This window comes from Enterococcus sp. AZ095a (genome assembly GCF_050546735.1).
Taxonomy (GTDB): Bacteria; Bacillota; Bacilli; order Lactobacillales; family Enterococcaceae; genus Enterococcus_D; species Enterococcus_D entomosocium.
Genome location: NZ_CP172953.1, coordinates 1,534,953 through 1,558,709 on the forward strand (window position 1 = coordinate 1,534,953; position 23,757 = coordinate 1,558,709).

Sequence of the window (23,757 nt, forward strand, 5' to 3'; positions counted from 1 at the left end):
AGCGGTCGTTTCTTTTTTTTGTTGGAACAACCATTTTGTTTTTCTGTTTTCTTCGTTATAATAGAAGCAATGAGAAGTAGAGGAGCGGGTGACCAAATGACAATCAAAGTGATGTCTGTGTTCGGTACCAGACCGGAAGCCATCAAAATGGCGCCACTAGTAAAGGAATTGGAAAACGACCCGCGTTTTGAATCGATCGTTGTGGTGACGGCGCAGCATCGAGAAATGTTGGATCAAGTTTTAACGGTTTTTGAAATCATACCAGATTATGATCTGGATATTATGACTTTAGGGCAAACTTTGACAGGAATCACTACCAAAGTTTTGCTGGATCTGGAACCAATCTTGCAAAAAGAAACCCCTGATATCGTACTCGTTCACGGGGATACGACCACAGCTTATGCAGCCGCGACGGCAGCTTTCTATCAGCAGATTCCTGTGGGGCATGTGGAAGCCGGTTTGCGTACATGGAACAAAAAATCTCCTTATCCGGAGGAAGCCAATCGTCAGCTGATCGATGTATTAGCGGATTTTTATTTTGCGCCAACTGTCCAAAGCAAAGAAAATTTATTAGCGGAAAATCGCAATAAAGCTGCAATTTTTGTAACGGGAAATACCGCCATTGATGCGATGCGTTATACGATCTCGGAGGACTATCAGCATCCAGAACTTTCTGCAGCAGATCAAACCATGATTCTTCTGACAATGCACCGTCGCGAGAACTTAGGTGTTCCGATGCAGCAAGTCTTCCGCGCTTTAGCGAAGATCGCTAAGGAGAAACCAACCATCAAAGTGGTTTTTCCTATGCATAAAAATCCTCAAGTCCGAGGGATTGCTTTGGAGATACTTGGGGAACTAGAAAATGTCACGCTGATTGAGCCTTTAGATGTCATTGATTTTCACAATGTTGCCAATCAAAGCACATTGATTTTGACGGATTCTGGTGGTGTCCAAGAAGAAGCACCGTCGTTAGGCGTTCCTGTTTTGGTCTTGCGAGATACAACAGAGCGCCCAGAAGGAATTGCTGCAGGTACGTTAAAACTGATCGGTACGTCTGAAGCTGCGGTTTATCAAGAAACGAAGCGACTACTAGAGGATCCAGAAGCTTACAATGCCATGGCACATGCAGAAAATCCCTATGGCGATGGGAAAGCTAGTCGGCGAATCTTGAAAATTTTAGCAGATCATTTTTCGTGAGAGCTGGATCGAAAGAATATAGAAAAAATCATTTTTCAGAATCGGATATGAAAGAGAAATAGGCAGCTGTTTATTTAAATGGCTGTCTATTTTTTATTCGAGTTCGGAAATTTATTACATTCTCTCCTTCAATGGGATAGCCGAAGTGACTTGATGAATTCTGGGTTTTGCCCTGAGAGGATTTCTCTCTATCTGTTCGTGTAAAAAAAGTTTTGTCACATATAAAATCACACCAGTTCTTTAACGTTGTTATTTTATTGTAAGACCTTTCATTTGAAAACCAACGAAAATCTATGAAAAAAGGGTGCTTTTTTCCATTGTTGCGGTTGACATTGGCTAGGATAGCAGTTATTATGTGGGTAGTTGGAAGATAGACTTCCGGCGAACTGACATTTTATACAAATAATTGTTAGGTGAGGCTCCTATATGGACACAAGCTGCTGCCGCAAAAGTATCGAGAGATACTTAGTTGGTAGGACAGGTCTAATCGTGAAGGTTAAACCCAAAGTAGCTGATAGCAGATTTGCTATCTACGCCCTATAGTGCTAAAGCTCTACAATGATCATGAGTTTTTTACGCATGCTTATTGGGAGCGTGCGTTTTTTTGTGTCTTTTACGCATGTTCCACAGTGACTTACCTAATAAAAAGAAAGGAAGATTCACATGGAATACCCCAGTCCCCAGATGAAACAGCGGAGTAATTATCGAATCGCTAGGGGTGGCGTAAGCAACTCCTAAGTGCTAGGAGGAAAAAAAGATGTTAAAAAAACTATCGAAAGATCAAGAACTAAAATTACTGGCAAAATTGACCGAAAGAGAACTGCTGATGGAAATGCGGACATCCTTCCAAGGGTTATCGGAAGAAGATGCTGCAGAACGTTTGGCAGAGTATGGTCCAAACAAAGTAGATGCGCAAAAACCAACACCTGCTTGGTTGATGATCCTAGGTGCTTTCAAAGATCCTTTTGTGTTAGTTTTGGCATTATTAATGGTTATTTCTTTTGTAACAGGCGATATTGAAGCAGTGATCGTGATGGGAATCATGATTTTAGCCAGTGTCATGATTACTTTCGTCCAAGAATACCGTTCCCAAAAAGCAAGCTTAGCGTTAAAAGAACTTATTGAAAATACTTGTTCCGTCACTCGAGATGGAATCACGAGAGAAATTCCAATGGATGAAGTCGTTCCAGGAGACATCGTCACCTTAGCAACCGGCGATATGATTCCTGCGGATGCGATCTTGATTTGGACCAAAGATTTATTTATCAATCAATCTTCATTAACAGGCGAATCAATGCCAGTTGAAAAATTTGTCGATGCTGGGATCAAAGAAAGCGATGAACAAATTTCTGCACTAGATATGCAAGATCTTGTTTTCATGGGTACCGATGTCTTAAGTGGTCAAGGAAAAGCCATTATTTTGAAAACCGGTCAAAGTACTTTCTTCGGTGATATTGCCAAAAATGCGACGACGAAACGGGGTAAAACAACCTTTGAAGATGGCTTAACAAAAGTCAGCAAGCTATTGTTGCGAATGGTCATGGTTCTTTTCCCAATCGTTTTACTGATCAATGGTTTGACCAAGGGTGATTGGGGCGAAGCGTTGTTCTTCGCGATTGCAGTAGCAGTTGGTTTGACGCCAGAAATGCTACCAATGATCGTCACCAGTAACTTAGCCAAAGGGGCGATCTCTTTATCAAAAGAAAAAGTGATCGTCAAAGAATTGCCTTCGATTCAAAACTTAGGCGCAATGGATGTACTATGTACCGATAAAACGGGTACGATCACCGAAGATCGTGTTGTACTGGTACAGCATTTAAACCCATTTGGCGTAGAAGATAAACAAGTCCTTGATATGACGTATTTAAATTCTTACTATCAAACAGGGTGGAAAAACCTGATGGATATTGCTGTCTTAAACTACTATGAAGAAGAAGGCTTGGCAGCGCCATTTAACGATGTGACAAAAATCGATGAGATTCCGTTTGACTTCTCACGTCGCCGCTTGACGGTTGTTGTCAATGCAGATGGTCATCAACTGATGGTCACTAAAGGTGCCGCCGAGGAAATGGAACAAGTCTGCAAGTACGTAGAAGTTGATGGCAAAGTGATGGAATTGACTCCTCAATTGAGAAAACAATTGCGTCAAGTGAATTTGCGCTTGAATAAACAAGGAATGCGCGTGTTGACTGTTGCTGTAAAACGAGATGCCCACGCAGATGCCGTTTATTCTGTAGAAGATGAACAAGATATGATCATGATTGGCTTTATGGGCTTCTTAGATCCAGCAAAAGAAACAGCAAAAACAGCGATTGCTTCTTTACACGGTCATGGCATCAATGTCAAAGTGTTAACGGGAGATAATGCGATCGTTGCGCAAAAAGTTTGTCGAGATGTTGGTATTGATGCAGATGAATACTTGTTAGGAACCGATATAGATCATCTGTCAGATGAAGAGTTAGCAGAGAAAGCTGCAAAAACTAATCTGTTTGCAAAATTAAATCCAATGCAAAAATCCCGAATCATTGAAACCATTCAAGCGGCAGGCCATACGGTCGGCTTTATGGGAGATGGCATCAACGACGCGCCTGCTTTACGTACAGCAGATGTTGGTATCTCGGTTGATACCGCAGCAGATATCACCAAAGATGCCAGCTCGATCATTTTATTAGAAAAAAGTTTGAATGTCCTTGATAAAGGGGTCATCGAAGGCCGCAAAGTATTTACCAATATGATGAAGTACATCAAAATGACGTTGAGTTCGAATTTCGGGAATGTGTTCTCGATCTTAGTTGCTAGTGCCTTTTTACCTTTCTTACCAATGTTGTCCATTCAACTGTTGGTTCAAAACTTGGTGTACGATATGGCCCAATTGACGATCCCATGGGACAACGTAGATAAAGAAGAGTTAGAAAAACCAGTTAAATGGCAAGTGGGTGGACTATTGAAGTTTACCGTCGGCATTGGACCTGTCAGCAGCATCTTCGATATTTTGACTTTCTTTATGATGTGGCATGTCTTTAGTGCAAATACCATCCAAGAGCAAGCCTTGTTCCAAGCAGGATGGTTTATGATTGGCTTGACGACACAAACCTTAGTCGTTCACATGATCAGAACGAGAAAATTACCATTTATCAAAAGTATCGCATCACCTGCAGTTTTGATTTCAAGTGTTCTAGCGATTGCAGTTGGCTTCTTGGTCATCTTGACGCCATTGCATACCGTCTTTGATTTTGCAGCACTGCCATCAAGTTACTGGCCATGGTATGTCGGTATCAATCTAGCTTATTTAGTAACAGTTGAGTTTGCGAAACGCATTTACATTCATGTCACGAGAGAATGGATTTAAAAAAACAGGTCGGCGTTCTTCCTAACAGGGGGAGAATCGCCGATCTGTTTCTTTTTATCCGTTCTCTGTATTATTTTTTTCTCATATTAAGAAATTTCTCTTTGATTCAAGTTGAATCCTTCACAAGTGATAAAAGGAGGTTAATGATAAATCTGTTTAGCGGAATGGTGGATGCTGTACTATTCTTAAATAAAAAAAAGAATCTGAAAAGAAAAAATTGAAGAAAGCGATTGCTTTAATGTGATTAATTTCACTAATGTTTTCTTAAGAGTTGCTACAGTGGGAATTCTTTTATTAAAAAAAATACCCTTTTCACTTGTCATTTTCGAAGTTAAATGATAATTTATAAGAGTAAATGAAATTTCGATAGTACAGATTTAAACCCTGTTACATACGAAAGTGAATTTTTATATCAGAGAGGAAAGTGTGTCAAGATGGCAAAAAAACAAAAAGCACTTGATTTCCAAGCGATTTTGGAGCAAGTCAATGCGGATTTTCCAACTTACCAAGCTTTGGACAAAGACGGGAAAATTGTAAATCAAGAGTTAGTACCAGATTTAAGTGACGACGAATTAGTTGAATTGATGACTCGTATGGTATGGTCTCGTGTATTAGACCAACGCTCAACTGCGTTAAACCGTCAAGGTCGTCTAGGTTTCTTCGCGCCAACTGCTGGACAAGAAGCAAGCCAATTAGCAAGTCAATTTGCTTTTGAAAAAGAAGACGTTTTATTACCTGGTTACCGTGATGTACCACAATTGATCCAACACGGTCTGCCATTGAAAGAAGCTTTCTTATGGTCACGTGGCCACGTTGCTGGGAACCTTTATCCAGAAGATTTAAAAGCATTGCCACCACAAATCATTATTGGTGCACAATACGTCCAAGCAGCCGGCGTTGCTTTAGGATTGAAAAAACGCAACAAGAAAAATGTTGTATTCACTTATACAGGTGATGGCGGTTCTTCACAAGGGGACTTCTATGAAGCAATCAACTTTGCAGGGGCTTACCATGCAAACGCTGTATTCTATATCCAAAACAATGGTTTTGCGATCTCTACACCTCGTGAAGTACAAAGTGCGGCACCAACATTGGCACAAAAAGCTGCAGCAGCTGGGATCCCTGGTATCCAAGTTGACGGTATGGATCCATTGGCAGTGTACTATGTTTCTAAAGCAGCTCGTGAATGGGCAGCAAACGGCAACGGTCCTGTATTGATTGAAACCTTGACTTACCGTTACGGTCCACATACATTGTCTGGTGATGATCCAACCCGTTACCGTTCAAAAGACATGGACAGCGAATGGCAACAAAAAGATCCATTGGTACGTTTCCGTACTTACCTAACTGAAAAAGGACTTTGGTCTGAAGAAAAAGAAGAACAAGTCATTGAACAAACAAAAGAAGAAATCAAAGCAGCGATCGCTGAAGCGGACCGCGTGCCAAAACAAAAAGTTTCAGATTTCTTGAAAAACATGTTTGAAGTACAACCACAAAACATTAAAGAACAAATTGCAACTTACGAAGCGAAGGAGTCGAAATAGTCATGGCACAAAAAACAATGATTCAAGCAATTACAGATGCCTTAGCTGTTGAAATGGAAAATGACAAAGAGATTTTAGTCTTTGGTGAAGATGTCGGTAAAAACGGCGGGGTTTTCCGTGCAACAGAAGGTTTACAAGAAAAATTCGGCGAAGATCGTGTCTTCGATACCCCTCTTGCTGAATCTGGTATCGGCGGCTTGGCTTTCGGTTTAGCATTAGAAGGTTTCCGTCCAGTTCCAGAAATCCAATTCTTTGGTTTCGTATTTGAAACATTTGACGAAATCGTTGGTCAAATGGCGCGTACTCGTTACCGTATGGGTGGTACACGTAATTTACCAATCACTATTCGTTCACCATTTGGTGGCGGTGTGCACACACCAGAATTGCACTCAGATAACTTGGAAGGATTGATCGCTCAATCACCTGGTATCCGTGTCGTTATTCCATCAAACCCATATGATGCAAAAGGATTATTGATTGCTTCTATCCGCAGCAATGACCCAGTTGTTTTCTTAGAGCACATGAAACTTTACCGTTCATTCCGTGAAGAAGTGCCAGAAGAAGCATACGAAGTTCCTTTAGACAAAGCAGCAGTAACTCGTGAAGGTTCTGATGTTTCAATCATCACTTATGGTGCAATGGTTCGTGAAGCAATCAAAGCTGCTGACAACTTAGCGAAAGAAAACATCAACGCTGAAATTATCGACTTGCGTACAGTTGCTCCTCTTGATGTTGAAACGATCATCAAATCAGTTGAAAAAACTGGTCGTGTGGTTGTCGTTCAAGAAGCACAAAAACAAGCAGGTGTTGGCGCTCAAGTCGTTTCTGAAATTTCTGAACGTGCGGTTCTATCACTAGAAGCTCCAATCGGACGCGTGTCTGCACCAGATACGATCTTCCCATTCGGTCAAGCTGAAAACATTTGGTTGCCAAATGCAAAAGACATCGAAGACAAAGTGAAAGAAATCGTGAACTTTTAATAGTTGAAGAAGGGAAGAATAGAAAATGGCATTTCAATTTAAATTACCGGATATCGGTGAAGGAATTGCAGAAGGCGAAATCGTAAAATGGTTCGTCAAAGCAGGGGATACCATCAATGAAGATGATACCTTACTAGAAGTTCAAAATGATAAATCAGTGGAAGAAATTCCATCTCCAGTAACAGGAACAGTGAAAAACATCGTTGTCCCTGAAGGTACAGTCGCAAACGTTGGAGATGTCCTTGTTGAGATCGATGCACCAGGACATGAAGACAACGAAGGCGATGCAGGTGTAGCAGCAGAGTCTCAAACACCAGCAAAACCAGCAGCAGAACCTACAACGGAAACGGCTGAAGCATCAGCTGGTTCTTCTGAAGGCGCAGGCGTTTTCCAATTCAAATTACCAGATATCGGTGAAGGAATTGCAGAAGGCGAAATCGTAAAATGGTTCGTTAAAGCAGGAGATACCATCAATGAAGACGATACGTTGCTTGAAGTTCAAAACGACAAATCAGTCGAAGAAATCCCATCTCCAGTAACAGGAACAGTGAAAAACATCGTTGTTGCTGAAGGAACAGTTGCAAATGTTGGTGATGTTTTAGTTGAAATCGACGCACCTGGTCACAACAGTGCGCCTGCTTCATCAAGCGCACCTGCAGAAGCACCAAAAGAAAAAGTGGAAACTTCTGGTTCAGCAAGTGTTGTTGAAGCAGCAGATCCTAACAAACGTGTCTTGGCTATGCCTTCTGTCCGTCAATTCGCTCGCGAAAAAGATGTGGATATTTCCCAAGTATCAGCAACAGGTAAAGGCGGACGTGTAACAAAAGAAGACATCGAAAACTTCCTATCAGGTGGCGGACAAGCTGCAAAAGCTGAAACTCAAGCTCCTGCGAAAGAAGAAACAAAAGCTGCAGCAACTGAAAGCAAACCAGCAGCTCCAGCAAAAGCCTTTAAATCAAACTTAGGTGATTTAGAAGAACGTGTTGCCTTAACACCTACACGTAAAGCAATCGCTAAAGCGATGGTAAACAGCAAACAAACAGCACCTCATGTAACCTTGCATGATGAAGTTGAAGTAACAAACCTTTGGGATAACCGTAAGAAATTCAAAGAAGTTGCTGCTGCAAACGGCACAAAACTTACTTTCTTACCATATGTTGTGAAAGCATTGACTGCAACAGTGAAAAAATTCCCTATCTTGAATGCGTCGATCGATGATGCAAAACAAGAGATCGTATACAAAAACTATTACAACATCGGTATCGCAACAGATACTGACCATGGGTTGTATGTACCAAACGTAAAAGATGCAGATCGTAAAGGCATGTTTGCTATCGCTGATGAAATCAACGAAAAAGCAAAACTTGCTCATGACGGCAAATTGGCTGCAGATGATATGCGTAATGGTACCATCACAATCAGTAACATCGGTTCAGTTGGTGGCGGCTGGTTCACTCCAGTAATCAACTACCCTGAAGTAGCTATTTTGGGTGTAGGTACAATCGCGCAACAACCAATCGTAAACGCTGAAGGCGAAATCGTTGTCGGACGTGTGATGAAACTTTCATTAAGCTTCGACCACCGTATCGTTGATGGCGCAACAGCGCAACAAGCAATGAATAATATCAAACGTCTATTAGCTGATCCAGAGCTATTAATGATGGAAGGATGATTAACAAATGGTAGTTGGAGATTTTGCTGTTGAATTAGATACAGTTGTAATCGGTGCGGGACCTGGCGGCTATGTAGCTGCCATCCGCGCTGCTGAAATGGGACAAAAAGTAGCAATCATTGAAAGAGAATACATCGGCGGCGTTTGTTTGAACGTTGGTTGTATCCCTTCAAAAGCCTTGATCGCTGCAGGTCATCATTATCAAGAATCTTTGGATTCAACAATGTTTGGTGTAACAAGTGAAAATGTTTCCCTTGATTTTACCAAAACACAAGAATGGAAAGACAACAAAGTCGTTAAAACGTTAACTTCTGGTGTTGGTTTCCTATTGAAAAAACACAAAGTTGAAACGATTGAAGGAGAAGCTTTCTTCGTTGATGATCACACATTGCGTGTCATCCACCCTGATTCAGCACAAACTTACTCTTTCAACAATGCAATCATCGCAACAGGTTCTCGCCCAATTGAAATCCCTGGTTTCAAATTCGGCGGACGTGTTCTTGATTCAACTGGCGGATTGGCATTAAAAGAAGTTCCTAAAAAATTCGTTGTTATCGGTGGCGGTGTCATCGGTTCTGAACTAGGTGCAGCGTATGCAAACCTAGGGGCAGAAGTAACGATCCTTGAAGGTTCTCCTCAAATCTTGCCAACCTATGAAAAAGACATGGTCAAATTGGTTGAAGAAGACTTTGCGAAAAAAGGTGTAACAGTCGTTACCAACGCAATGGCGAAAGAAGCAATTGACAATGGCGATAGCGTAACTGTGAAATATGCCGTAGATGGTAAAGAAGAATCAGTTACTGCTGATTACGTGATGGTTACTGTTGGCCGTCGTCCAAATACTGATGACATGGGCTTGGAACAAGCAGGTGTTGAAGTAGGCGAACGCGGATTGATCACGGTTGACAAACAAGGCCGTACCAACGTATCAAACATCTACGCAATTGGTGATATCGTTCCTGGTGCTGCATTAGCACATAAAGCCAGCTACGAAGCAAAAATCGCTGCTGAAGCAATCTCTGGCAAAAAAGTTGCTGTTGATTACAAAGCGATGCCTGCAGTTGCCTTTACTGACCCAGAATTGGCTTCTGTCGGTATGACGATCAAAGATGCCAAGGATGCTGGAATTGAAGCAAAAGCATTCAAATTCCCATTCTCAGGTAACGGTCGTGCGTTATCTCTAGGAAAAACCGAAGGATTCATTCGCTTAGTAACAACGGTTGAAGACAATGTGATCATCGGTGCGCAAATTGCTGGTTTAGGAGCAAGCGATATGGTTTCAGAACTTGCTCTTGCTATTGAATCTGGCATGAACGCAGAAGATATCGCGTTAACCATCCATCCACATCCATCTCTAGGTGAGATCACAATGGATGCTGCTGAGTTAGCTCTAGGTTTACCAATCCACATTTAAGCTTTTTGAAACTCGTTCATCATTTGGTGAACGAGTTTTTTTATCACCAAAAATAAAGCGATCCTAAGCTATTGACAGAATCTTCTGTAAATGATACGATGCTCTTAATATTTCAACCGTTGATGAGGAAAGTACATTGATTTGGCAAGCCTAGAGAGTCTTCGTAGGGTGCAAGAAGAACTTGTAGAATCAATCGAAAATGGCCTCAGAGGTGATCTTCTGACCTTGTACGAAAGATAAGAAGATCCGGGTGCGCCCGCTATCGCGTCAGAGTATAACGACGTTAATTTGTCGCGTACTTGCTGAGAAGCATGCTGGAAAGTCTGCTTGAATAAAGGTGGTAACACGTAAACACGTCCTTTGATATCTCGATATCAGAGGGCTTTTTTATTTGTATTATTAAGGAGGAATAGTATGACAGAAAGATTTGAGACGATTCAATTACACGGAGGACAAACACCAGATCCTACTACAGGGAGTCGCGCCGTACCCATTTATCAAACCACATCGTATGTGTTTGAGGACGCAGATCAAGCGGCAGCGAGATTTAGTCTTAGTGAGAATGGCAATATCTATACCCGTATTACCAATCCGACAACGGCTGTTCTAGAAGAACGACTAGCCCTCTTAGAAGGCGGTGTCGGTGCGTTAGCTACGGCTTCTGGCTCAGCAGCGATCACCTATGCGATTTTAAATCTTGCACAAGCAGGAGATCATATCGTTTCTGCTGCTTCAATTTATGGGGGGACCTATAATTTATTCGCTCATACGTTGCCAGATTTTGGCATCACTACAAGCTTTGTTGATAGTGAAGATCTGGCAGCACTAAAAGCAGCCATCCAAGAAAATACTAAAGCAGTTTTTCTAGAGTCTTTAGGCAATCCAGATATTGATATTGCCGACTTTAAAAAGATTGCAGCGATCGCTCATGAAGCAGGGATTCCCCTCATCATTGACAACACCTTTGCGACTCCCTATCTGTTTCGAGGATTTGAGCATGGGGCGGACATCGTCGTTTATTCCACGACAAAATACCTCGGTGGTCACGGCGCTGCTTTGGGAGGGGCCATTATCGACAGCGGCAACTTTGATTGGACAAATGGCAAATTTCCCAAGCTGGTCGATCCCGATCATAGCTACCATGGAATCTCATGGGTAGAAGCCGCTGGTAACGCTGCCTATGTCACTCGAGCACGAACGATTCTTTTACGGGATACAGGCGCTGCGATTTCTCCCTTCAATTCATGGGTGTTGCTGTTAGGCATCGAGACGCTTTCGTTGCGGATGGAACGTCATGTAGAAAATGCGCAACAAGTTGCTGAATTTTTAGCCAAGCACTCGGAAGTCTCTTGGGTTCATTTCCCAACACTGCCGGACAGCCCCTATTTTGAACGGGCGCAGGAGTATTTCCCCAAAGGGACCAGTTCCGTCTTTTCCTTTGGATTAAAGGGTGGAGCAGAAGCAAGCAAAACCTTTTGTGGCGCAACCAAGCTCTTCTCTTTGCTGGCAAATGTCGGGGATGCAAAGTCCTTGATCATCCATCCAGCTTCGACGACCCATTCCCAGCTTAGCGTAGAAGAACTTGCAGCAGCCAAAATTCGTCCAGAGACGATTCGCCTATCCATTGGATTGGAAAACATCAACGATCTATTGGAAGATCTCACGCAAGCCTTCCAACAGCTCTAAATAGTTGAAGCTGTAGGAAAAGCGCAGGATACTATGCTGCGCTTTTTTGTTGTCGGTTAGTGTTTCAAATAAAACTGCGGTTTCTGTTGTTAGAAGGATAGTAAATCCATCGGTTCTATGCTATATTTAGTTGCTAAGGAATATGGATAAGGTGGGGGATGTATGCGTAATCATGCAAGTGACAAGAGGATTCGGTTTTACTACACAAGTTTGCAATTTCTTTATTGGATGATGTTTTGCTCAATCTATGGCTTTGCGACCCTTTTTTTGATTTATTTCAAGGTCGATCCAGCAAAAATTGGCGGTATTTTAGCCTTAGTCAATATTGCGTCTACGATTTTGCAGCCCTTCATCAGTCAAATCATTATCAAAAAAAGTAAAGTACCGCTGATCGTTGTCTTGAAAACGATGACAATCGGCGTGGTCGCGGTGCTCTTAGCAGGTGTGATTTTCCCTGCATTATCAATACTGACCTATGTTTTAGGAGGGATTTTGCTCGTTTCCATGCAGTCCTTTCTCAACGCCTTGGCGTTTGAATACACGAATAGCGGCAACAAAATCAATTTTGGCTTTTCTCGTGCGGGTGGGTCACTAGGATTTGCGGGGACCTCCTTTTTACTGGGGCAGCTCTTGGAGGAGTTTTCGGCAGCCCTTTTGCCAATGATCGCTATCGGGCAGGCCGTTTTGTTTCTCATTATTTTGCTTTTGCTGCCAGCGATCAAGAAGCCAGAAATGCCGGTGATGCTTACAGAACAAAGTCATTCAGGTGCCTTTTTGAAGAAATATCCTTTTCTACTCTTTCTCTTTGTCGGGTTTAGCTTTCTTTTCAGCTTCCACACGATGATCAACAGTTTTTTGGCACAAATTTTTGCCGATATTGGCGGTGGCAGTAAGGAAGTTGGCATCGCCCTGATGATTGCGGCGTTATGCGAATTGCCGGGCATGATTTTCTTTGAACAGTTAGTGAGGATACGGTCTAGCCGTTTTTGGCTGTTGCTGTCCAGTGTTGCCTTTGCCATTCGTGGGGTGCTGATGCTGTTGATCAGCTCCATCATCCTGATGGAAATGAGCCATTTGATGCAAGGGGTTAGTTTTGCCTTGTTTATTCCTGCTTCTGCTTATTTGTTCAACCATAGTTTGGCAGATGAAGACCGGGTTTTTGGACAAACGATTATCATTATCGCTACCACGATCGGTGGCGTGATCGGCAACCTTTTAGGGGGGATGCTGATCCAAAGCTTTGGTGTCTGGGAAATGCTTTTGATTGGGACTGGGTTTGCCGTTTTGGGTGCTACATTGACCTTTATCGGTGTGAAAAAAATCCCTAAAAGCAACAAAAAATTAGCGATCATAAGCGAATGATCGATAGGTAGAAAAAAGAGTTGCGGCCGTATTTCCTTCGGTCGCAACTCTTTTGAATCTGATCAATGGGTACTATTTCTTTTCTAAAACAGCAATAAATTCCCGCATATAGTCTGGTAGATCTGGGGGACGGCGGCTGGAAACGATATGTCCATCCGTAACCACAGGTGTATCGACCCATGTGGCTCCAGCATTTGTCATATCATCTTTGATGCCTGGTGTACTGGTAACCGTCTTGCCTTGCAGGATATTCGCAGAAATCAAGACCCAGCCTGCATGACAGATTTGTCCAATGATTTTTTGGTCTTTGTCCATCGTTCGCACGAAAGAGATGACCTCTGGGAAACGCCGTAATTTATCAGGTGCCCAACCACCCGGAACTAAGATCGCATCGTAGTCATCGGCGTGAATATCAGAAAAAGCATAGGCTGATTCTGCGGGTACACCATATTTGCCAATATACGTTTTATGCGCTTCTTCACCGACTAAATCGACTTGTGCGCCTTCTTCCCGTAACCGATGGACCGGATACCAAAGTTCTAAATCTTCGAAATCATTGTCGACTAAGGCAATGATTTTTTTGTTTTCTAAACGCAAGAGAATTCCTCCTTTTTCTTGTTATTCTTACTGTAACATCATGCCAAGGGAAACACCAAAAGTATGCTTCCTGAAAAATGCCAAGAAGCTATTCTGAGAATGGTCGTTCAGAGAAATGATATTGATGTAAGCGTTGTAATCATTAGGGGAGTAAGCGATAATAAAAGAAAGCCAAAGGAGGCGAAGATATGGAAGCATTCGAAAAAGCACGAAAATTTATTTACAAAAACGCGCGCCCTTTAGACCTTGCTCGTTGGCAGTACCATTTTGAAAATGGATCTCGCGAGGCTGTATTACAGGCGTTACAAGTCTACCAAAATGAAGATGGTGGTTATGGGCATGGTTTGGAACCTGATTATTGGAATCCCAATAGTACACCGATTGCAGTGTGGGAGGCATGTAGAATTTTACGAGAGCTTGAATGCCTTCATTCGTCAAATCCACAAGTCCAAGGGATTCTAAGGTATTTAGCTAGTGGAAAAGAATTTTCTGAAGGGAAATGGCTCAACCAAGTGCCGTCAACGGTATCCTATCCGCATGCGATTTGGTGGGAGAGTCCTGTGGGCGTGCCAGCAGACAACCCAACGGTCAGTCTAGCTGGTACGATCTTAAGAACAGGGGAAACGACCCTCTATCAAAAAGCACAAGAAATCGCCGAAACAGCAGTTGCAAGTTTTCTTAAGGAGCCAACCAGTGAAATGCACACATTAGTCGTCTATCTAGAATTATTACAAGACTGTGAAGAAATCCAGTATCAGCCTGTTTTAGCAAATGACCGCTTTCGCGAGATCTTATTCCAGCAAATTCGCCATACTGTCTCAAACGAGCCAGAAGAGTGGTTCACGTCTTATGTCAGTAAACCTTCAAATTTTTTCTTTACAAGAGAGCAGCTGCTTGGGATCTTTAGTGAAGAATTATGTAAAAAAGAAGCCCAAGAAATTTTAAAATACCAACAAGAAGATGGATCATTTGTCATTCCATGGCAATGGGGAACGGATTATCCAGAGTTTTTCATAAGTAAACAGTGGTGGAAATCAATTACTATCATTAAAAATTTTTTGTTTTTGCGGGCTTTTCTAGACGAACCTTTTTGAAATCGGTCATCTTTTACTAAGCAATCTCGTTGGAAGAAAAAAGGAATTTCCTTCTTATTTGAGATTCACGGATTTCAGCTTTTAAAAATCTCAATAGTTTGTATACAAGAGGTACATTCATTGCTAGGATGTACCTTTTTTGCAGCGGAGGCTCTGACCTATTTTCAATTTTGTGGTACACTGAATAAGATGAATAGGAGTGGTAATATGCGGGATTATCAATATCCTCTTGACTTAGATTGGTCGACAGATGAAATGGTCGTCGTCATGAAGATGTGGGAACGATTAGAACAAGCCTATGAAAAAGGCCTTCCTAGTAGTACGTTTCTTGAGGCGTATCAAGCCTTTAAGAAAGTCGTTCCTAGCATTGGCGAGGAACGCCGTTTAGGCAGAGAATTTGAAGAACTATCAGGCTATTCGCTGTACCATGCTGTGCAGGCAGCGAAAAAGACTGAGGGAAAACTAAAAATGAAAGGGTAGATCAACGAATGCATGAAATCGTTAATGAAGTTCGCCAGTGGATGATCGCTGCAGGTGAAACGATCAAAGACAATTTAAATAAAGAAGACTTAGTGGTCGAGACAAAATCAGGACGGAAAGACTTAGTGACAGAATTGGATAAAGCCACGCAAGATTTTCTGATTGGTAAGATCCAATCCTATGATCCGGATGCCAAAATTTTAGGTGAAGAAAACGGACTGGACACACTTGCCGACATGAGTGGGCGGGTCTTCATCATTGATCCGATCGATGGAACGATGAATTTCGTGTTAGAAAAAGAAAACTTTTGTATCATGATCGCGATTTACGAAGAGGGCAAAGGGCGCTTTGGCTTTGTCTATAATGTTATGAAAGATGAATTCTTATGGGGTGGTCCAGAGATTGGTGTCTATAACAATGGCGAGAAGATCGAACCGCCGAAAGATATTGCCTTATCCGAAGGTCTCGTTGGCTTGAATTCGCCCATGTTGATCCATAACCGCCACCACGAAACCGAGGTCAGTGACAAAGCATTAGGCATTCGTATGACTGGCTGTGCTGGGGTAGAGCTGATCGCCCTCGCTAAAGGACAAAGAGCAGGCTATCTTTCTCATCTTGCGCCATGGGATTATGCGCCAGGGGGCGTTTTGTTAGAAACCCTTGGATTAAAGATGGCAAACATCAAAGGAGAGCCGCTATCCTTGAATGGACGGGAATTGTTCGTAGGCGGTACACCGAAAGCTTTTGAAGAATTATTGGCGATCGTCAATCAATAAGAAAGCATGCCTACTATCTGATAACCGATGAACTGACGCTCATAGAAAAAAAGGATGGCTCCGTTTCCCACTAGTTGGACCTGGTGGTAGTCAACGCTGTCCCTAAGTAGCGAAAACGGCAGCCCAGCCTTTTTAGTTCGCAGTAAGTTCTTTTTGTGCTAGCTTTAATGCTTCACTGATGATTTGATCCATATCTAAATACCGATACGAGCCGAGACGTCCTCCGAACAGGACTTGCGGCTGTTTCGCAGCCAGCTGTTTGTATTTTTTATACAGCTGGTTATTTTTTTCGTCATTGATAGGATAATAGGGTTCAGCACCAATCGTGAATGGGGATGGATATTCTTTGGTAAGAATGGTTGTATCTGACTCACCTTGCTTATCGAAGTGTTTCCATTCCATGCTGCGGGTAAAGGGAATCTTTTCATCCGTGTAATTGATTACGGGATTTCCTTGAAGGTTTGGTGATGGATGTTTGGTTGTTTCAAAACGTAACGAACGATATTCTAGAGGACCGTATCTTTGGTCGAAAAAGGCATCGATCGGTCCTGTATAGATTATTTTAGGAAAACGTGCTAAATAGGCTGCTTTTTCAGCTTCAAAGTCCGTTTTCAAACAAACATCGATCCGATCATCATCTAATAATTTCTGGAAAATCGGCGTATAGCCACCTTCGGGAATTCCTTGAAACCGATGGTTGAAATAATTGTTATCATAGGTGAAACGAATCGGCAGTCGACGAATGATAAAGCTCGGCAACTCGCTAGGGGGCTTTCCCCATTGCTTCTGCGTATAACCGGCTATCAGCTTACGATAAATATCGGTTCCCACTAATTGGATCGCCTGTTCTTCAAGGTTTTTAGGCTTTCCTGTTATACCGGCACTTTCAATTTGCTGTTTAATCTCTTCTTGCGCTTCTGCAGGCGTTCGCACGCCCCACAGTTGATAAAAGGTATTCATATTAAAAGGCAAGTTATAGAGTTGGTCTTGGTAGTTCGCCAAGACTTGATTGGTAAAAGGAATGAAGTCAGCAAAGCGATTCATATAAGCCCAAATCTCTTTGCTATCCGTGTGGAAAATATGGGCGCCGTATTGATGAACCGTGATGCCGTCTTCTTGATAAGTATACAAGTTGCCTCCGATGTGGTCACGCTTATCGATCACCAGACAACGATGCCCTTTTCTGGCTGCTTCATGGGCAAAGATCGACCCGAATAAGCCCGCACCAACGATCAAGTACTGGTAGTTGCCAGTCTTCATGTGTTCGCTCCTCTCAGCTTTTGTTTAAGATATACAAATTCTAAGATAAAGGCTGCCACCGAGCAAAGCAAGCGTTTTCTAAAAGAGTCAAAGAATCTTTATAATTGGCTGGTTATTCATGAGCAAAAAGCGACCGTTCATGAAAGGGCGCTCATTGCTTGGCGTTTCCATGATAAACTACTGCTAGTAGATTTATAGACGTATGATTTATACATAGCAGAAAGTTGGGTTTAGATGAATAGCCAAGAAAAAATCGCAGAATTAACACGTTTACAAAAGGCATTGTTTGTTTCAGGAAAAAATACTTGGGAGACACATGAGCTGCCAGCGATCTGTCCATCGATTTTTATGGCAGATGGTCCGCACGGTATTCGTAAACAAATGGGAGAAGCAGATCACCTGGGGCTGAATGAAAGCGTTCCAGCAACTTGTTTTCCGCCGGCGGCAACAATTGCAAACAGCTGGGACTGTGAACTTGCTGCGAAGGTTGGTGAATGTATTGGATTAGAAGCAAAAGCGTTAGAGGTTGATGTCGTTTTGGGTCCAGGTCTGAACATCAAGCGAAATCCTAAAGGCGGGCGCAATTTTGAGTATTTCAGTGAGGACCCTTATTTGGCAGGGAAAATGGCGGCTGCAAATATCAGAGGTATTCAAGAAAACGGGACGATTGCCTGCCCGAAGCATTTTGCTGTCAATAGTCAAGAAACGAGACGAATGGCATCGGATTCCATCGTTGATCAGCGGACATTACGAGAAATGTATTTAACAAATTTTGAAATCGCCGTCACTGAAGGAAAACCTAAAAGTATCATGAGCGCCTATAATATGATCAATGGCATTTACGCCAATGAAAACAAACGCTTATTACAAGAGATTCTCCGAGATGAATGGGGATTTGCTGGCTTTGTTGTCTCCGACTGGGGCGGGGATAATGACCATGTTGAAGGGGTCAGAAATGGCTGTCATTTGGCGATGCCAGGGCAAGGGATCGCTGGCGCACAAGAAATTATTGAAGCAATTGAAAGGAATCGTTTGGCTGAGGCGGAGCTTGATGTACGGGTTGCTGAGCTAGCAGTGGTCTTCTCAGAGACGAAGAAACAAACTGGGAAAGATGCGATCGATTGGGCACAGCATCATACAATCGCAAGAGAAGCAGCCAGAAGCAGCGTGGTTCTGCTTAAAAATGATGACAACTGCTTGCCTTTAAATCCTAAGCAAAAGGTTGGAATTATTGGCGATTTTGCTCAAACACCTCGGTACCAAGGTGCGGGGTCTTCGATGGTAAATGCGAAACAAGTCGAGTCGATTTTAGAAAAGATTGGCGATTATACTCCTGAAATGGCAGGTTATGCACAAGGCTATGTCCGAAAAAGTAGTAGTAAAACAGCAACAGAACAAGCAGCATTGATCGAAGAAGCTGTTTCTTTAGCAGCTGACTGTGAGGTTGTGCTGGTCTTTGCCGGACTTGACGAGAGCTATGAAAGTGAAGGGATCGATCGTGAGACGTTGGCGATGCCCGCAAATCAAAATCAGTTGATTGAAAAACTTTGTCAGACGACTGCAAAAGTAATTGTTGTTTTATCTGCGGGAGGGGTTGTTGAAATGCCCTGGCTGGATAAAGCTGCTGGTGTGCTTCATGGCTACTTAGGTGGACAAGCAGGCACTTCTGCGATGCTGGATGTGATCTTCGGTCGATATAATCCGAGCGGAAAACTAGCAGAAAGTTATCCATATTCCTATGACGATGTTTTGTTCGGTCAAGAATTCCCAGCAAGAGGTCGTTTTGCTTATTACAAAGAGCGACTGTTTGTCGGTTATCGCTATTATGACACGTTTAAAAAACCAGTTTTGTTTCCATTTGGCTACGGTCTAAGTTATACGGAATTTGCTTATAGTGGTTTAATCATTGAAGAAAATCAAGTAAAATTTACAATTGAAAATGTTGGGAATCGAGACGGTGAAGAAGTGGTCCAGTTGTATGTTGGTTTGAAAGACAGTCAACTGATGCGACCGAAAAAAGAATTAAAAGGATTCAAAAAAGTAGCCTTAGCCAGTGGTGAAAAACGCACGATCAGATTGCCTTTTGATGATAAGACCTTTCGTGTTTATGACAGCCAACAAAATTGCTGGGCAGTTGAGGCAGGAGAATATACCCTATTTATTGGTGGGAATTGTGAAGAGAGCCAACTTCAAGGCACGCTTTTGATCGATCAGAAAGCCGCCACTTTACGACCAAGAACGGTGAACGAACAAGCTATTTATCCTGAGCGGATCGAACAAGCAACGCTACATGATTTTGCACAGTTTTTGAACCAACCATTACCGCAAGAATCAAGCGATCAGCCATTAGCCAAAAACAGTACTATTGCAGAGTTGCAGCAGGCAAAAAGTCCTCTAGGTCGTTTGGTTTTTCTTGTCTTGAATACCATGAGGAAGCGCAACGAAAAAAAAGGAAAATTGGATCTAAACTTATTATTCATTTGGAACATGCCGTTTCGTGGCATCGCCAAAATGACCAATGGGATGGTCAGCATGGCAATGATCGACCAATTGTTGATTATATGCAACGGGCACTTCTTCAAAGGAAGCTTCGGGCTTTGTCGGGCATTTATCCGTAACAAAAAGCTTCAAAGGAAGTACAAGAAACAACTATCGCAGCTTCACTGATCGTTACATGTTTTTCAAAAGACAAAAATAAATCTGCTGCAACACTTTGGGGAAAGAAGCAGAAAAGTTAAATGTGGGGAAGGGATCAAGTGTGAAAACTTTAAGTATAATTGTTCCATGCTACAATTCGCAAGATTATATGGAACGCTGTATTGATTCATTATTAGTAGGGGGAGAGACCGTTGAGATCATTATTGTAAATGACGGGTCCCATGATCAAACCGGAGCGATCGCTGAACGCTATCAGCGATCTTATCCAAGGCAAATCAAAGCGGTCCATCAAGAAAACGGCGGCCATGGTCAAGCGATCAATACGGGTTTAGAGGTTGCTAGTGGCACCTTCATCAAAATCGTAGATAGCGACGATTGGGTAGATGAAGAGGCCTACCAACAAATTTTGATCTTTTTGACAAGCGATCCACAGGCAAATTCGGTCGATATGGTTATTAGTAATTACGTCTATGAAACCCAGTGGAAGAAAAACAAGCGTTGCATTCATTATCAGCGCTTCTTGCCAGAAAATGAACCATTCGGCTGGGGGGACGTGCGATTTCCGTTCAGTAAGTACCTATTGATGCACTCGGTGATCTATCGCAAAAGCGTATTAGAAAAAGCAAACTTGCAGTTGCCCAAACATACCTTTTATGTAGATAATCTGTATGTCTATGAACCATTGCCCTACGTCAAAAAAATGGTCTACTTAAATGTCGATTTTTATCGCTATTATATTGGTCGATCGGATCAGTCCGTCAATGAAAAAGTGATGATCAGTCGTATCGACCAGCAATTGAAAGTCAACCGGACAATGATCGATTACTATCTTTCACTGGATCAAACCGGCAAAGAACTCACTCGTTATATGCGTCGATATTTAGAAGCAATCACAACTGTTTCAACGATTTTGTTGATCAAAGAAGGGTCGAAAGAAAGCTTGCTAAAGAAAAAGGAGCTGTGGAAGTTGATTCGCTCTCGTGATCAGCTGCTGTATTTTCGTTTACGGTTCGGTCTCTTAGGACACGGCGTCCATTTCCCAGGTGCCATCGGGCGAAAAGCTTCTTTAGGATTTTACCACCTTGCTCAAAAATTTTATGGCTTTAATTGAAGGAAATCAATTCAGATAAGATTATTTCAAGACAGTGGACAAACCTTATGAATCAATGAGGTTTGTCTTTTTTTTGGAGATCATAACCGTTCGTGCAAAAAAGTCGACCATTCGTGAGAAAGCGTTTTTTTGCGTGTTGTGCACGCTATAATTGGTTTCGTAAAGAATTGAGGAAGAAAGAGGGATTCTTTTGGAGATCATAAATTTTAATGAAGGTTGGGTCTGTGGTGTTTTAGGCACAAACAATCAGAAACCTGTTTCCATCCCACATGATGCAATGCGCGAAGAGCCACGAAGCGAATCGAGTTTAGGCGCTGCCAACATCGGCTGGTATGAAGGACTTGATTACCTCTATAAGAAAACATTTTTCGTGCCTGAGGACTACCAAGATAAAAAAGTCGTTTTTGAATTTGAAGGAGTCTATCGCAACGCCGAAGTGATCATCAATGGAAAAAAGGCTGGTTTTCGTCCATACGGATACACCAACTTTTATGTCGAAGCGGATGCGTTCTTGCACTTTGGATCGGAAAATACCATTGAGGTCATTGCCCGAAATGCCGATCAGCCAAATAGTCGCTGGTACACTGGCACAGGGATTTACCGTCCCGTCAATCTGCTGGTTTTACCGAAAAAGCATCTTTTGCTAAATGGCATAAAAATCACTACTGTATCAACAAAACCACCAGTGATTTCATTGACTTTAAAATCCAACAGTAAAGGCGAAGCGCGGGTCTCGATTGTCGATGGGGAGGAAGTGATCGCAAGGACGAATGTCTCGATCGACGGATCAGCACAGATCAACCTACCGCTGCCCAATGCAAAGGCATGGTCACCAGAAGAGCCGAACTTATACCAGTGTCAAATTGAGTATGAAGGCAGTCAGTATCAAACTCGATTCGGCTTACGAACGCTGACTTGGGATTCGGAAGCGGGGCTTTTGATCAATGGGGTTCGTCGCATCTTAAAAGGGGCCTGTATACATCATGACAACGGCTTGTTAGGCGCCGCTGCTTTTCCAGATGCCGAAAGACGAAAAGTCAAGCTCTTGCAAGAAGCTGGCTATAATGCGATTCGTTCAGCCCATAATCCTTGCTCAAAAGCACTACTTGATGCTTGTGACGAGTTGGGAATGCTGGTCATGGATGAATATGTCGACATGTGGTACACCCATAAAACCCGTTACGATTATGCCAATGATTTTAGTGATTGGTGGCGTCAGGATCTTGCTGATATGGTGGACAAAGATTTTAATCATCCTAGCGTGATCCTCTATTCGACGGGGAATGAAGTCTCGGAAACAGCCGAACCACGGGGGATCGAGCTGACGAAAGAGTTAACGGAACACTTGCATGGGTTGGACCCAACGCGACCGGTAACATGTGGTGTCAACATCTTTTTCAATTATCTAAGCTCATTAGGCTTTGGGGTCTATACTGATGAAAAAGCCCAAAAAGAAAAGAAAAAAGCTGTCGGAAGTGAGTTTTATAATAAGCTGGCTGGTTTGTTGGGCGATAAAACCATGAAGTTGGGGGCCACCCTCAGAGGAAGTGACCGCACGACCTATGAATCATTTGCCAATATGGACATAGCGGGCTACAATTACGGCATTTTACGCTATAAAAAAGACCTGAAAAAATATCCAAAGCGCCTGATTTTAGGCACAGAAACTTTCTGTAAGGATGCTTTTTATTTCTTGGAACTGGCAAAAAAACACCCTCGTATTATTGGGGATTTCGTGTGGGCAGGCATGGACTATATCGGTGAAGCCGGTATTGGTTCGTGGGTTTATGAAGATGCCTATCCTAAAAATGCCAGTCCAGCTGGTTGGTTGATCGCTGGAAGCGGTCGCTTGGATATCACCGGTGCAGCAGGTGGCGAAACCCTTTACACAAAAGTGGCATTCGAAAAAACCACAACGCCCCTTTTAGCGGTGAAGCCTGTTTATCAAAAAGGCAAACATTCACCATCCGCATGGAAATTGACGGATGCGATGCCTTCTTGGACATGGCCGGGCTGCGAAGGTCAGAAAGCCGAAGTCGAAGTCTATGCTCGAGCGGCTCAAATCGCTCTTTATTTGAATGATCAGCTCGTCGTTAAGAAAAAAATGAAAAATGATTGTCGAACCGTCGTCAAGACCACTTATCAAAGTGGCACATTGACCGTTGTTTCCTATGACGAAAATGAGCAAGAAATTGGCCGTAGTTCTTTAGTGACCGCACAAAAAGAAACTCAGTTAACGCTTGAACCTGAAAGTAGTACTGTTTCTCCTCGAGGGCTGGCCTTTATTCGTTTGCGGTATACCGATCGCAACGGCATTTTAAAGCCGATGGAAAACCATGAAGTCGCGGTTTCTGTCAAAGGCGGTAAGCTATTAGGGTTAGGTCATGCTTGTCCTTACAACCCAGAAGGCTATACTGGTTCGAAAACGAAAACCTATTATGGCGAAGCACTAGCGATCGTGCAAGCTGATTCTGAAGCAAACGAAATCGAACTGATGGCAGCTGACGGAAGTAGGTCTGAGCGTACAGCCATTCAGATAAACGAAGTAGTGAAAAAAAGCAATGACACGAAATGAAG

General features: G+C 42.7%; 16 protein-coding genes, 1 riboswitch and 1 other annotated feature. Of the genes, 14 read left to right on the forward strand and 2 right to left on the reverse strand.

Annotation, left to right across the window (positions count from 1 at the left end; genetic code table 11):
- The first annotated feature begins 96 nt into the window (after positions 1-96).
- The 8 genes from wecB to IGJ26_RS07160 all read left to right on the forward strand — a co-directional run bounded on the left by wecB (position 97) and on the right by IGJ26_RS07160 (position 13,204).
- On the forward strand, positions 97-1,197 hold the full coding sequence (gene wecB, locus IGJ26_RS07125) for a non-hydrolyzing UDP-N-acetylglucosamine 2-epimerase (protein WP_008381437.1): 1,101 nt from the start codon (positions 97-99) through the stop codon (positions 1,195-1,197).
- 398 nt (positions 1,198-1,595) lie between these two features.
- A riboswitch (M-box (ykoK) riboswitch) is annotated at positions 1,596-1,767 on the forward strand.
- Between the two features lie 187 nt (positions 1,768-1,954).
- Complete coding sequence (gene mgtA, locus IGJ26_RS07130; protein WP_005236382.1) at positions 1,955-4,546, forward strand: magnesium-translocating P-type ATPase; 2,592 nt, start codon at positions 1,955-1,957, stop codon at positions 4,544-4,546.
- Positions 4,547-4,980: 434 nt separating this feature from the next.
- Positions 4,981-6,090 (forward strand): pyruvate dehydrogenase (acetyl-transferring) E1 component subunit alpha, encoded by a 1,110-nt coding sequence (pdhA, locus tag IGJ26_RS07135; protein ID WP_005231936.1) that lies wholly within the window; start codon positions 4,981-4,983, stop codon positions 6,088-6,090.
- Between the two features lie 2 nt (positions 6,091-6,092).
- Positions 6,093-7,070, forward strand: coding sequence for an alpha-ketoacid dehydrogenase subunit beta (locus IGJ26_RS07140; RefSeq protein WP_005230047.1), 978 nt, complete (start codon positions 6,093-6,095; stop codon positions 7,068-7,070).
- Positions 7,071-7,095: 25 nt separating this feature from the next.
- On the forward strand, positions 7,096-8,742 hold the full coding sequence (locus IGJ26_RS07145; RefSeq protein WP_005236379.1) for a dihydrolipoyllysine-residue acetyltransferase: 1,647 nt from the start codon (positions 7,096-7,098) through the stop codon (positions 8,740-8,742).
- A 7-nt stretch (positions 8,743-8,749) separates the two neighbouring features.
- Complete coding sequence (gene lpdA, locus IGJ26_RS07150; protein ID WP_005230052.1) at positions 8,750-10,156, forward strand: dihydrolipoyl dehydrogenase; 1,407 nt, start codon at positions 8,750-8,752, stop codon at positions 10,154-10,156.
- Between the two features lie 110 nt (positions 10,157-10,266).
- Positions 10,267-10,520 (forward strand) — a binding site (T-box leader).
- A gap of 50 nt (positions 10,521-10,570) precedes the next feature.
- A complete protein-coding gene (locus IGJ26_RS07155) occupies positions 10,571-11,842 on the forward strand; it encodes an O-acetylhomoserine aminocarboxypropyltransferase/cysteine synthase family protein (RefSeq protein ID WP_061054016.1) in 1,272 nt (423 codons plus the stop codon).
- A 162-nt stretch (positions 11,843-12,004) separates the two neighbouring features.
- Positions 12,005-13,204, forward strand: coding sequence for an MFS transporter (locus IGJ26_RS07160; RefSeq protein ID WP_104010377.1), 1,200 nt, complete (start codon positions 12,005-12,007; stop codon positions 13,202-13,204).
- 72 nt (positions 13,205-13,276) lie between these two features.
- On the opposite strand, the gene IGJ26_RS07165 is transcribed toward IGJ26_RS07160, so the two are convergent.
- Complete coding sequence (locus IGJ26_RS07165) at positions 13,277-13,801, reverse strand: type 1 glutamine amidotransferase domain-containing protein (RefSeq protein WP_005236373.1); 525 nt, start codon at positions 13,799-13,801, stop codon at positions 13,277-13,279.
- A gap of 188 nt (positions 13,802-13,989) precedes the next feature.
- Between IGJ26_RS07165 and IGJ26_RS07170 the strand changes: the two genes are divergently transcribed.
- The 3 genes from IGJ26_RS07170 to IGJ26_RS07180 all read left to right on the forward strand — a co-directional run bounded on the left by IGJ26_RS07170 (position 13,990) and on the right by IGJ26_RS07180 (position 16,151).
- Complete coding sequence (locus IGJ26_RS07170) at positions 13,990-14,895, forward strand: hypothetical protein (protein WP_061054017.1); 906 nt, start codon at positions 13,990-13,992, stop codon at positions 14,893-14,895.
- Positions 14,896-15,102: 207 nt separating this feature from the next.
- Complete coding sequence (locus IGJ26_RS07175; protein WP_008381425.1) at positions 15,103-15,375, forward strand: UPF0223 family protein; 273 nt, start codon at positions 15,103-15,105, stop codon at positions 15,373-15,375.
- A gap of 8 nt (positions 15,376-15,383) precedes the next feature.
- Entirely contained in the window at positions 15,384-16,151 is a 768-nt protein-coding gene (locus IGJ26_RS07180) for an inositol monophosphatase family protein (RefSeq protein ID WP_016611043.1), read from the forward strand.
- Positions 16,152-16,283: 132 nt separating this feature from the next.
- On the opposite strand, the gene glf is transcribed toward IGJ26_RS07180, so the two are convergent.
- Positions 16,284-17,411, reverse strand: a complete 1,128-nt coding sequence (gene glf, locus IGJ26_RS07185; RefSeq protein ID WP_194199479.1) for a UDP-galactopyranose mutase — start codon at positions 17,409-17,411, stop codon at positions 16,284-16,286.
- A gap of 234 nt (positions 17,412-17,645) precedes the next feature.
- On the opposite strand from glf, the gene IGJ26_RS07190 reads away from it, so the two are divergent.
- The 3 genes from IGJ26_RS07190 to IGJ26_RS07200 all read left to right on the forward strand — a co-directional run bounded on the left by IGJ26_RS07190 (position 17,646) and on the right by IGJ26_RS07200 (position 23,755).
- On the forward strand, positions 17,646-20,078 hold the full coding sequence (locus IGJ26_RS07190) for a glycoside hydrolase family 3 C-terminal domain-containing protein (RefSeq protein WP_194199480.1): 2,433 nt from the start codon (positions 17,646-17,648) through the stop codon (positions 20,076-20,078).
- 91 nt (positions 20,079-20,169) lie between these two features.
- A complete protein-coding gene (locus tag IGJ26_RS07195) occupies positions 20,170-21,180 on the forward strand; it encodes a glycosyltransferase family A protein (protein WP_194199481.1) in 1,011 nt (336 codons plus the stop codon).
- 190 nt (positions 21,181-21,370) lie between these two features.
- Positions 21,371-23,755, forward strand: coding sequence for a glycoside hydrolase family 2 TIM barrel-domain containing protein (locus tag IGJ26_RS07200; RefSeq protein WP_430599975.1), 2,385 nt, complete (start codon positions 21,371-21,373; stop codon positions 23,753-23,755).
- The last annotated feature ends 2 nt before the right edge of the window (positions 23,756-23,757 follow it).

Coding starts and splice junctions, on each gene's coding strand:
- lpdA (WP_005230052.1), top strand. CDS start 8,750: ATGGTAGTTGGAGATTTTGCTGTTGAATTAGATACAGTTGTAATCGGT.
- glf (WP_194199479.1), bottom strand. CDS start 17,411: ATGAAGACTGGCAACTACCAGTACTTGATCGTTGGTGCGGGCTTATTC.
- IGJ26_RS07190 (WP_194199480.1), top strand. CDS start 17,646: ATGAATAGCCAAGAAAAAATCGCAGAATTAACACGTTTACAAAAGGCA.
- IGJ26_RS07140 (WP_005230047.1), top strand. CDS start 6,093: ATGGCACAAAAAACAATGATTCAAGCAATTACAGATGCCTTAGCTGTT.
- IGJ26_RS07160 (WP_104010377.1), top strand. CDS start 12,005: ATGCGTAATCATGCAAGTGACAAGAGGATTCGGTTTTACTACACAAGT.
- IGJ26_RS07155 (WP_061054016.1), top strand. CDS start 10,571: ATGACAGAAAGATTTGAGACGATTCAATTACACGGAGGACAAACACCA.
- mgtA (WP_005236382.1), top strand. CDS start 1,955: ATGTTAAAAAAACTATCGAAAGATCAAGAACTAAAATTACTGGCAAAA.
- IGJ26_RS07145 (WP_005236379.1), top strand. CDS start 7,096: ATGGCATTTCAATTTAAATTACCGGATATCGGTGAAGGAATTGCAGAA.
- IGJ26_RS07175 (WP_008381425.1), top strand. CDS start 15,103: ATGCGGGATTATCAATATCCTCTTGACTTAGATTGGTCGACAGATGAA.
- IGJ26_RS07170 (WP_061054017.1), top strand. CDS start 13,990: ATGGAAGCATTCGAAAAAGCACGAAAATTTATTTACAAAAACGCGCGC.
- wecB (WP_008381437.1), top strand. CDS start 97: ATGACAATCAAAGTGATGTCTGTGTTCGGTACCAGACCGGAAGCCATC.
- IGJ26_RS07180 (WP_016611043.1), top strand. CDS start 15,384: ATGCATGAAATCGTTAATGAAGTTCGCCAGTGGATGATCGCTGCAGGT.
- pdhA (WP_005231936.1), top strand. CDS start 4,981: ATGGCAAAAAAACAAAAAGCACTTGATTTCCAAGCGATTTTGGAGCAA.